Origin of the sequence: uncultured Methanobrevibacter sp. (assembly GCF_937906425.1) — an archaeon.
Lineage (GTDB): Archaea > Methanobacteriota > Methanobacteria > Methanobacteriales > Methanobacteriaceae > Methanobrevibacter.
In genome coordinates this window covers 1-10,580 of sequence record NZ_CALCYR010000121.1, presented here as the reverse complement: position 1 = coordinate 10,580, position 10,580 = coordinate 1, and the positions used below count along the sequence as shown (strand labels likewise).

At 29.9% G+C, this 10,580-nt stretch carries 11 protein-coding genes; 6 read left to right on the top strand and 5 right to left on the bottom strand.

Annotated elements, in window-relative coordinates:
- Positions 1 to 152: 152 nt before the first annotated feature.
- The 3 genes from Q0138_RS03295 to Q0138_RS03285 all read right to left on the bottom strand — a co-directional run bounded on the left by Q0138_RS03295 (position 153) and on the right by Q0138_RS03285 (position 2,239).
- Positions 153 to 1,418, bottom strand: a complete 1,266-nt coding sequence (locus Q0138_RS03295; RefSeq protein ID WP_297980889.1) for an adhesin — start codon at positions 1,416 to 1,418, stop codon at positions 153 to 155.
- Positions 1,419 to 1,575: 157 nt separating this feature from the next.
- Positions 1,576 to 1,947 (bottom strand): hypothetical protein, encoded by a 372-nt coding sequence (locus Q0138_RS03290; RefSeq protein ID WP_297980886.1) that lies wholly within the window; start codon positions 1,945 to 1,947, stop codon positions 1,576 to 1,578.
- 61 nt (positions 1,948 to 2,008) lie between these two features.
- Positions 2,009 to 2,239 (bottom strand): zinc ribbon domain-containing protein, encoded by a 231-nt coding sequence (locus tag Q0138_RS03285; RefSeq protein WP_297980883.1) that lies wholly within the window; start codon positions 2,237 to 2,239, stop codon positions 2,009 to 2,011.
- 332 nt (positions 2,240 to 2,571) lie between these two features.
- Here Q0138_RS03285 and Q0138_RS03280 point away from each other — a divergent pair, with 332 nt between their 5' ends.
- The 3 genes from Q0138_RS03280 to Q0138_RS03270 all read left to right on the top strand — a co-directional run bounded on the left by Q0138_RS03280 (position 2,572) and on the right by Q0138_RS03270 (position 4,104).
- Complete coding sequence (locus Q0138_RS03280) at positions 2,572 to 2,784, top strand: hypothetical protein (protein WP_297980879.1); 213 nt, start codon at positions 2,572 to 2,574, stop codon at positions 2,782 to 2,784.
- Positions 2,785 to 3,053: 269 nt separating this feature from the next.
- Complete coding sequence (locus Q0138_RS03275) at positions 3,054 to 3,209, top strand: hypothetical protein (protein ID WP_297980876.1); 156 nt, start codon at positions 3,054 to 3,056, stop codon at positions 3,207 to 3,209.
- Positions 3,202 to 4,104 (top strand): hypothetical protein, encoded by a 903-nt coding sequence (locus Q0138_RS03270; protein ID WP_297980872.1) that lies wholly within the window; start codon positions 3,202 to 3,204, stop codon positions 4,102 to 4,104. Before Q0138_RS03275 ends, Q0138_RS03270 begins: the two co-directional genes overlap by 8 nt.
- A 179-nt stretch (positions 4,105 to 4,283) precedes the next feature.
- On the opposite strand, the gene Q0138_RS03265 is transcribed toward Q0138_RS03270, so the two are convergent.
- Positions 4,284 to 5,789, bottom strand: coding sequence for a transposase (locus Q0138_RS03265; protein ID WP_297980870.1), 1,506 nt, complete (start codon positions 5,787 to 5,789; stop codon positions 4,284 to 4,286).
- 322 nt (positions 5,790 to 6,111) lie between these two features.
- Positions 6,112 to 6,543, bottom strand: coding sequence for a hypothetical protein (locus Q0138_RS03260; RefSeq protein WP_297980867.1), 432 nt, complete (start codon positions 6,541 to 6,543; stop codon positions 6,112 to 6,114).
- Positions 6,544 to 7,023: 480 nt separating this feature from the next.
- Between Q0138_RS03260 and Q0138_RS03255 the strand changes: the two genes are divergently transcribed.
- The 3 genes from Q0138_RS03255 to Q0138_RS03245 form a co-directional block, all read left to right on the top strand.
- A complete protein-coding gene (locus Q0138_RS03255; RefSeq protein ID WP_297980864.1) occupies positions 7,024 to 9,018 on the top strand; it encodes a minichromosome maintenance protein MCM in 1,995 nt (664 codons plus the stop codon).
- Between the two features lie 633 nt (positions 9,019 to 9,651).
- A complete protein-coding gene (locus Q0138_RS03250; protein WP_297980861.1) occupies positions 9,652 to 9,960 on the top strand; it encodes a hypothetical protein in 309 nt (102 codons plus the stop codon).
- Positions 9,961 to 10,156: 196 nt separating this feature from the next.
- The coding region (locus Q0138_RS03245; RefSeq protein WP_297980858.1) for a hypothetical protein at positions 10,157 to 10,580 on the top strand (424 nt) is incomplete at its 3' end.

The window sequence follows — 10,580 nt, the reverse complement described above, 5'->3', positions numbered from 1 at the left end:
TATTTTTTTTAAGTTATTATTAATTTGTTCTTTATTTTAATAAATTTTTAAATTAATAATTTTTTCTAAACTTTATTATTATTTTTTTAATTTTTTTTATCCTTATTTTGTTTTTTATGATTAATTTTAATTGTTTTAATTTAATTCAATAATTATCTTCTTCGACGTCTCTGATTTTGTCTGTTTAATCTTTTTGGCTTATTTGACCTATAATTATAGTCTTCATAATAATCCATATTGACATTATTTCGGAACTTTCTAGCTCTTCTATTTCTCATTTTGCGCTGTCTTCTTGATTTAATCACTTTTCTTATTATGAAAACTATTGCAAGGATTATGATGACAATGATTCCAATAGGCAATATGCTCATTAGGAAATTGTCGTGGAAACTGTGGAATTCTGACTTTTGCGGGAAGTTCATGTGGCTTGCATCCACATCATCCTCTGTTAGAAGTGCAAAGTTATAAACCAAATCCTCATAGCCTATTGTGGCTCCATTATACTCTATTGAATTAGGTGCCTTTCCATATTGGTTCATATAATCTACAACAATGTCTGCTATTTCACACCATTCATTAAAGGAGTATGAACCTTTTGTAAACATTGAACTTGTTTCCGGATTGTCTGGAGCCTGATAGGATGTTGGAACCTTTAGACTATATCCTGCCAAATATGAAGCGCTCATATACAATAATTGTTGTGTTGTGTAGGAGCCGTAGGATTCCTCCAGTTCTCCTCCATGGCTTGATACGATTTTTGCAGAATCTTCAGCAAGATACTTTGGATTCATTTGATGGCTGACAATAAGACTTGAATCTAATTGTCTTTCGCTGCTTTCGCTATTTAGTTGGCTTAGCACAATATCTGCAATGTATTCATTAATTACAGAACTGCTGTAGTCAAGATTTCCATTTTCTGTCTGGTCTGGATAGGTTTGTCCAGGTTGTATTAAAGTTATTCCTGCATCAGAGAGGAATGTGGATGGCTGCTGGATTGCTGCAAAGGTGTAGCTTGACCAATTGTCATCGTAGGATCTTCTCAAGAAGTTTAAGCTTGTCAAATCAAGGGATCCTGCATTTACAAAGACAATTTTCTTATTCACTTTTGTTGAATATTCTGCCAAGTCAAGCAGATTTCCGGCACAGGCATAAGCTACTGTAACTGCCAGGTCACAGTCTGCTTCCATTGCCCTTGTGCCTTCTCCAGGGTTTGATGCACTGCTATCCACTATAACCGTAACTGTTCCATCTGATTTTGATTCGATAATTGACTTGATGTCATTTAACATTTCAAAATCTTCGCTTTGTCCCAAAACATTGTCTGAAGTCAAAAAGACTGTGCTTGCATGAACTTCACTTGCAAATAATGGGCATACCAGGATTAAGATTATAATAAATAGGGGAATACACTTTTTCATTATAAAAACTCTTAAATTGATTTTTACTACTTTTCAGTATTTTTAAATTTCTTATTTTAGGAATTAATTGATTTTTAGTAGTTTTTTGTTCTTTTAATTTTTTTATGAACTTCCTAATTGATTTTTAGTACTTTAAATCTATTTTGACTTATTGAATTTAAATTCCAATGTCCTCTTCCTCAAGAATCCATTTTAGACTGTCCATTCTAATGTCATTGGTCCAAATCATTGCATGGATTTTATTTTTAGTTTCAATATCATTTTTTAAGGAAGCGTTTTCATAGTTTAAATTTAATTCTTCAGCTCTTTCTTGGAATTTTTCAAGTAAAAATCTTGTTTGCTCTTCTGTGTTTTCGAGTGAGCTTGCCAATATGATTGATTGTAATTCAGAACCTGCAAGAATAACTTTTAATTCATTTGTTAAGTTTTCCGGATTTTCAGCTTTTATTCCTGCAATCTTATCATCCAAATTTTCGATTTTTTCCTTTATTTCCTCTTTAGATCTCATTTTTGTTTCTCCAATACTCATTATTAAATTTTTCAGCTTATTTTTTCAGGTTATCATTCTTTATTAATTTGATTTTTTATTTTTATTTTTCCATATCCCAATTTATTGGTTTTTTCTTTCGTTTTCCCCATTTTGTGTATTTAAACATTCCTTTATTGTTTTTGGTCATGCCTTCCCTTAAATCGATTCTCTCTTCAGGCAAATCCTCAGGATTTATTTCCTTTTTCTCTCCAATCTTTGCTCCGCATCTGCTGCAGAATCTAGCTTGAGCATCGACAAGTTTTGCACCACATTTTGGGCAGAACATATTCATATAATCACCTAAAACTTTTTTTAATTCAAATAAGTTTTTATTAAATTTAAAATCTGATTAATAAATAATAAAAATTTATTTTAGTATAATGTATAATTTATTATTAATAGGTTTAATAGTTAATTACTTTTAAAATTATCTAAATAATTTTATTATTGATGAGTAAAATAATATTTATAAGAAAAAATTCTAATTAAATTTTTAATTTAAATTAATTCATTCAGTAAATTTTTTAATTTAATTCATTCAGTAAATTTTTTAATTATTTGATTTTATTTATATAAATTTTTAATTTTAATCAATTTTTTCAATTGAATTTTTGAGGTTATAATATGGATGAAGAGGTAATTGATATTGAGGATTATGATGTAAAGGGTGTAGAGGAAGTAATCGATGATGGATCATATAGTGATTCAAGAACTTATTCTTCATCTTCCAGAGGTTCTAAGGACTCCTTGGATAATTTGTTTGACAGTTATGGTATAGTAATTTTAGGGATGGTAATTATCTTATTGATAATTATTTTTATTTTGACTTTTGAATAAGTTTTAATAATTCCATATCTGATACTTTATTGGTAATTTAAATGATTTTAAATAAATTTCAATTTGAAAGGAATACAAAGGACTTTAGAATATTTAATTTTGCATTATTGATTGTTTTTTTAAGTCTTTATGCTTTGAACAAATTTTATTTACATTCATTTAATTCATTCTTTCAATTTTATTTCAGTGATTTGCTTGCAATTGTTGTTTTATTTAGTTTATTGAATATTATTTATCCCATAAAAATTAAAAATTTATGGATTATCATTTTGATTACTGCCTTGGCAGCATTCTTTTGGGAATACATAGCCATTTTTATCAAGCAGGGAGCAATCTTTGATTATATGGATATTTTCGCATATTTTATTTCAATGCTGATTTATTTGCTGATACTTTACTTTAAGGAAGGGGAGATAGATGTCTGAATTTAATGATTCAAAGGATTTTGAAACTTCTAAAAGCGATTCTGATTTAAATAAAAATCAAAATAAAAATCAAAATAAAAATCAAAATCAAAATTTAAATCAGAATTTAAATCAGAATTTAAATAAAAATTTAAATCAGAATTTAAATCAGAATTTAAATCAGAATTTAAATCAGAATTTAAATCAAAATCAAAGATATGCAATGAATTTTGCAGTTTCACATAATTTAAGTTCCCAATCAAATCATTCAATGGCATCAAACATTATTTCCGAAACCTCACTTGAAGATGATTTTATTCTTTTGAAAAAGAAATCCCTGCTTAAGCGCAAGTTCATTAGTTCTGAAAAGATCTATTATTCTGAAATAGTTGATTTAAAGTTAAATAGGTCAAAAAGCTCTTCAATAGCTTCTTCTATAGATATTGTATATTCAAGGAATTCATATTCAAAAAGAACCATTTCTTTGTCCTCTTCAGACATCTTTGCAATGAGATGGTTTTATGATGCTTTGGTTGTTAAGTATTCTTATCTAAGGTCTAACTTGTCTAAGGTGGGTAATTTTAATTCTAATGAGTTAGAATATGAAAATAAGAATTTAAATGAAATGAAAAGTCATGACATTGATAAAAATAATGATGATTTGGAAAGTGATGATTTAAATTCTAATTTAGAATCAGATTCTAATTCTGATTTAGGTTCTGGTTTTAATTTAGATTTAGATTCTAATTTAGATTCAGATGAAAATAATTCGAAAGATTTTTGTAATGATAAATCAACAAAACAGTCTAAACTTTCTGATTTTATGGAACTTGTTGGAAAACCTGTTTCTAAAAAGAGAGAAGAAGAAATTAAAAGGCAAATGAAATTCCAAAGATGTTCTAGTGGAGAATATTAATTGATTGTTTTTTTATGGGTTTAATTTTATTTAATTTAACTATTTTTCTTGTTTTTCTTTTCTTTTATTAAAATTTTATTTTATTTATTTTATTTATTTTATTTATTTTATTTTAGTTATTTTTTCTTTTTTTCTTTTTTAAAGGGTGTCCGCCAAAACTTATTTTTTAATTTTTGGATTTAGAAAACTGTTACTTTAAGCTGTAATTCGTTTTTAACGGATTCTTTTTCACAAAAATCTATTAAATCTTTTTCACTGTTTTCTTTTTCATTTTCTAAGTTGTATAATCTTATTAAATTATATGCAACAGCATCTAAGTTTATTCTTTCCTCTGTTTTCCTCACTCCAATGACTACTTCCTTTTCTATTTGGAATTGTTCCTTGAAAACTCCAAAAGGACCTTCAACACTTGACCTTTTACTATATTCCTCTTTATTTGCATCGTTTTCCATTTTTAATTGCATTCCTTTCTTCATTTCGGACCCGTATTCGGTGATTGTCCGGTGGTACTGGGAGTCTGAAATGCACTTATTTTTCGCTTTGCAAGCCTTGCATGCACCATAATTGCTGTAAAGACGTTTTATTTTATCTGGTTTGTTCGGATCATCATTTTTTTCAACGTAATCATTGAAAAAAGTCAGCATCTGACCTTCAGGACAGAGGAATGCGTCCTGTTCAAAAAGATAAGCAAAATGATCCTTGTGATATGGGTTTTCATTTAAACGACCTATTCTTTCCTTAGATTGCTTTCTAGTAGGTATAAGTCCGTTAATATTGTTATTTGCAAAAAATGATAAGCTTATTTCATTTAAATAAATTGTATCTGCACTCATTGTCTGTGGGACTTTACCTATATTGTTTATTGCTTTTTCTGCGATTTCCGGAAGCTCATAATGGTCTGTCGGTCTTTGTGAGACGTTTATTGCGCAAATTAATTTTGTATCGTAATCGACTGCAGATTGGATATTATAAGCAACCATTTGATTTCCTTTCTTACTTTTCATAAAACGAGCTTCTATATCGTTTACTGGTATTGTATTCTGTCCAGTGAGTGTAAATTGGGTTGAAATATCATATAAAAGCTCTAATTTATCATCATCAGATAATTTTTCATATTCCAGGATTCTTTGGGCAGGTTTATGGAGTTTTTCAAGAGTTTCAGAGCTTGTAGGCATTCCGTTGAAGTAATCAATCAATATCTGTGTTTCTTTTTTTGTTATGACATTGTTGTTGGAATTGTGGGCTTTTTTGATTGTTCCGTCAATGGCAACGTGATTAAATTCAGTGAATCCTGCATCTGAGGCTTTTTTTAGTGTCATTTTGAGCAAAGCTTCAAAATTCTTCCCATTTTCCCTCCGAAAACGCTGAATAGATCGTTCAGAAGGTTTAATATCGTTGCAAACATATTTATAAATGTCATGGTAGCGTGCCATATCTGCAATGTACTTTGCGCTTTCAATATGTTCGATTTTTGCATAAATAAGAAGTTTGAACATTTCTTTTTGTGAAAAAGCCGGTCTTCCACCTTTTTTTGATTTTTTATTTTTCTTAGGAATCTGCAAAAAATCGTAACATTCGTCAATGAATTTTACAACATAACGAGCAATATGATTCTTCGGAACCGCTGAATCTAATGTGACAATACCTAATTTGCTTTGATTCTCATAATTATTATTTTTTACCATAAATAACAACCCCATAACACTTAATACATAATAATACTATGTTTTAACTAGTATATAAATGTTTTCATAGTTAAATGAAGTCTAAATTAAAAATATAAACCAATACGATAAAATAATTAAAAACTAAAAATTTTAAAAAACCAAAACACAAAAATAGGAAAAAATAATTAAAAATATTAAAAATAAAGCATTTTAAAAAAAGAAAAAAATTAAAAATTTTTCAAAAAATAGGTTTTGGCGAACACCCTAAAGTAAAATTAAATAAAAAAAGTTCTATTTCTCAAAAATTAAAAATAAAAAAAGAATTAAATAATTAAAATAATTATCTAATTGTCAAACTATTATAAGCCTCTTGAGCTATTTTTAAATCTTCTTTTGATTGTTTCAATCTATTATCCACTTCAGAGGCAGATTTTCCCGAAGACAATGCACTTTCCACACTGTCCAAATCATTCTGAACTCTTACCAGCTCAACTTCAGCATTAACAAATTCTCTTTCCAAGGTAATATTATCCATTGCATAAATCTTATTACCTGTGTCATTAAATTGAGCTTCCAAATTGGAGCAATTTGATCTTAAACTTGCCAATTCATCATATTGAGTTCCAGAAGAAATCCCACCAGTTAAACTAGATGAAACCAAACTAAAACCAACATAAGCCACAGCTGCAACAGTTGCTATAATCATTATAACACCTAAAACAGATATGAGCATTGAAGTTGATTTAAATAGATTCAGCCTTGATTTTCTCATAAATTCACCAAAAATATTAATAAAAATTAAAATAAAAATTGATTTTTTAAAAAACAAAAAATTTTTATACATTTATATTTTAAATTATCCAACTATATAAAATTTACATATGGAAATTGTCTGAAAATAGAGGGAATGAAAAATCCCATAAGTTCAGAAATCAAAAAAAACAACTAAAAAAATAAAACCCCCTAAAAACAATCCCTCTAAAAATAAAAATCAAAACCCACTAAAAACAATCCCCCTAAAAATAAAAATCAAAAAAATTACTAAAATATTGAATTTTTACAAAATAATTAAATTTTACTCCTAAATTAAACAAATTTAAAAAATTAGTAAAAAATCATGAAAAAAACAAGCAAAAATTACAGTTTTAAAGCAATATTCTTACGAGATTAAAACAAAATTTCAACTTAATTATTATATTCAAATCAAACATCGATTAAATTTTTATAAGAGTAAGTAACAAAATATTATACAATGAGTTCCACTAACAAAAACAAATATACTGCAAAATTTGAAGAATTTCTTTCAACAATTTATAAGGATGACGTATTTGAAGTACTGGAAAAATATCCTGATGAAAGGTCACTTGTTATCGATTATAACGATTTAGAAATGTTTGATCCAGACTTGGCAGATACATTAATTCTAAAACCTGAAGATATTATTACATCTGCACAAGAGGCTATCAAAAACATAGATCCATTAATGCAGAATGCTAATTTAAACATCAGATTTGAAAACCTTACAAACAATGTTCCATTAAGCGATTTATTAAGTAAATACATTGGTAACTTCGTATCAGCAGATGGAATCGTAAGGAAATTGAATGAAATCCGTCCAAGAATTGAAGTTGCAAAATTTGAATGTAGAGGCTGTTCAAGAATTATTGATGTGGAGCAGAACTCCTCAACCCGCATAGCAGACCCTTCCCTTTGTCCTACCTGTAATGGAAGGTCATTCAGATTGCTTCCGGAAGAATCAACATACATTGACACACAAGAAGCAAGAATGCAGGAACCTTTGGAAAACCTTTCAGGAGGTACTGAACCAAAACAGATGCTCCTGATTTTGGAGGATGACTTGGTGGACGATTTAAACCCTGGAGACAAGGTTAGAATCACAGGTACTTTGAAAACATTCAGAGAAGAAAAAAGCGGAAAATTCAAAAATTTCATTTATGTCAATCACATTGAACCTCTTTTTCAGGAATTTGAGGAATTGAAGTTAAGTGAAGAGGATGAGGCAAAAATCATTGAACTTTCAAAGGACCCTCACATTCACGATAAAATCATCAATTCAACTGCACCATCAATTAGAGGATACCGTGAAGTTAAGGAAGCCATTGCATTGCAACTCTTTGGTGGAAGTGTAAAGTTGCTTGAAGACCAAACCCGTTTAAGGGGAGACATTCACATATTGATTGTTGGAGACCCTGGTATAGGTAAGTCCCAGATTCTTAAGTATGTGTCCAAGCTTGCTCCTAGAAGCGTTTATACAAGTGGTAAGGGTACATCCGGAGCCGGATTGACTGCAGCCGCAGTTAGAGACGAACTCGGAGGATGGTCTCTTGAAGCAGGTGCATTAGTACTTGGGGATCAGGGAAACGTATGTGTTGACGAATTGGACAAAATGCGTCCAGAAGACCGTTCAGCCCTTCACGAAGCACTGGAACAACAGACCGTAAGTATTGCAAAGGCAGGAATCATGGCAACATTGAATACAAGATGTTCAGTTCTTGCAGCTGCAAACCCTAAATTCGGTAGATTTGACAGATATAAGACAGTGGCAGACCAAATTGACCTGCCTTCACCGATTATTTCTCGTTTCGACCTTATGTTTGTAATTGAGGATAAGCCTAATGTTGAAAACGATAGAAAATTGGCTCAACACATTCTCAAGATACACCAGTCAGAAAGTGTGAATTATGAGATTGAACCGGACTTGCTTAGAAAGTATATTGCTTATGCACGTAAAAACATTAATCCTGTCTTAACCAATGAGGCAAATAAGGTCTTGGAAGACTTCTATGTTTCCGTAAGAAGTGGAGGGGTGGATGATGACACTCCAGTTCCTATTACTGCAAGACAATTGGAAGCTATTATTCGTTTAGCTGAAGCAAGCGCTAAACTTCAACTTAAGGACAAGGTTGATGCCGAAGATGCTCAAAGGGCGATTACCCTACAAAGAAAAACCTTGGAACAAATTGGAATGGACCCTGACACAGGCAAAATAGACATTGCAAGGGTTGAAGGAGGAACTCCAACCTCAGACAGGGACAGAATCAATAAGATTATGGACGAAATCGGTCATCTCGAAGAGGAATTCCAACAGGCTCCAGTTGACACCATTAAAGAGAACATGAAAGAAAAATACGATATGACTAATGAAAAAGTAGACACTCTTTTAAAACAAATCATTGCAAAAGGACTTGTTTATGAACCTACAAGAGGATTCCTTAAAAAATTGTAGTTTAAATCATTAAAGTAATTTAAATATTTAAAATAATAATAACTAATATAGATATTATTTCAAGCCCCAAAAAAAGAAGAGAAATCATCAATAGCCGAGGAAATAAAGATTACTCACGTAAGAAATTATTATAATGATTCACTAGAGAATGACCCGGAATATAATGAAGAAGAAGAAGTCGAAAACGAAGAAGAAAAAAAGGACGAAGAAAAAAAGGACGAAGAAAAAAAAGACGAAGAAAAAAATATAAATGTCGAAGAAATAATAGAAGTAAAAAAAAACGAAATAACATCTAAAGAATATATAAACGAGCAAAATAATAATGAAAAACAAGAAGAAGATAATAATAAAACAATAGATGATAAAATATCTTTTTGTCATTTTACTTTATTAGACGGGGAAGATGTTGACATAACTCGCAAAAAAGCAATCGAATGTTATGAGCAATCCTCCAACTTTATTTTATTCAAAAAATTTACCAAATCAAAAAAAATAATTTTCATCGATGAGAATTTCTTATATATATTAAAAGATATCATCGTCGATAAGAACGACGAAAAAAAAAGAAGAGTCTCAAAAAAATTTGATATAAGTAAACTTTGTAATATAGAAGCAAAAGAAGAAAATAAAAAATTGGTATATAAATTACAATTTTTAAAGAATGATTACTTTGATAGAGAGTCTAGAATATTTATCTTTGATGAAGCAGGCAGTACACTCTTTTATGAACAATTAGTAGATGTTTTGGAAAAAGTTGAGTCGACGTTTTTTAATGATGAAGACGAAGATGAAGAAGAGGAGGAAGAAGATGATGATAATAATAATATTAATTTAGAAGACAGTGCAAATGATGTAGATATGAGTGCTAAAAATATGAATAGAATTGTTTTTAATGATAAAGACAATAATTTAATTTCTTCAAGTAGAAAAAAAATTATTTAAATATTAAAATAATATAATTAATATATATTAAATATTAATTAAATATAAAGTTTTGTTTTATTTTTATCGAAATGTAAAGAGATTTACATGTCTGGCATGTATTATTTTATTCTATGTTTTCAGTAGTAGTTTCTCTTATCCCAACATGGCGTTAAATATTAGCTTTGCATCGGATCTTTACCTTGAGGATAGAAGTGTGACTGAGGAAGTGTCTGCTTTATCTGAAACAGAAGTAGGCGAGTCCAGTGCGGAACTTGCTTTAAATGTAGATGTGGACAAAACCGTTCTTCAGGAGGCGTTGGAGGGTGCAAATCCCGATGTAGCTGAGGCGGAACATCTTAATTCGGACAATCAGGTTTCACTTTCGGATATTGAAAATGCTGCAGATGAGTCAACAATTGCAGAGAGCATTGCTGACTCCAATGCAGAAGAGACAGAAGTCTTAGGTGATATTACTAATGCTGATAGTTTAGAAACTTCCGGGGATGGTGAAGCTACATTTTCAAGTGATGACTGGCAGATAATTCTTGTAAATAAGCAGCATCCAATTCCTGATGATTACGAGTTTACTCTTGGCACTATCAGTGGGAGCAAACTCGAAATCATCAGGAATTGGATGC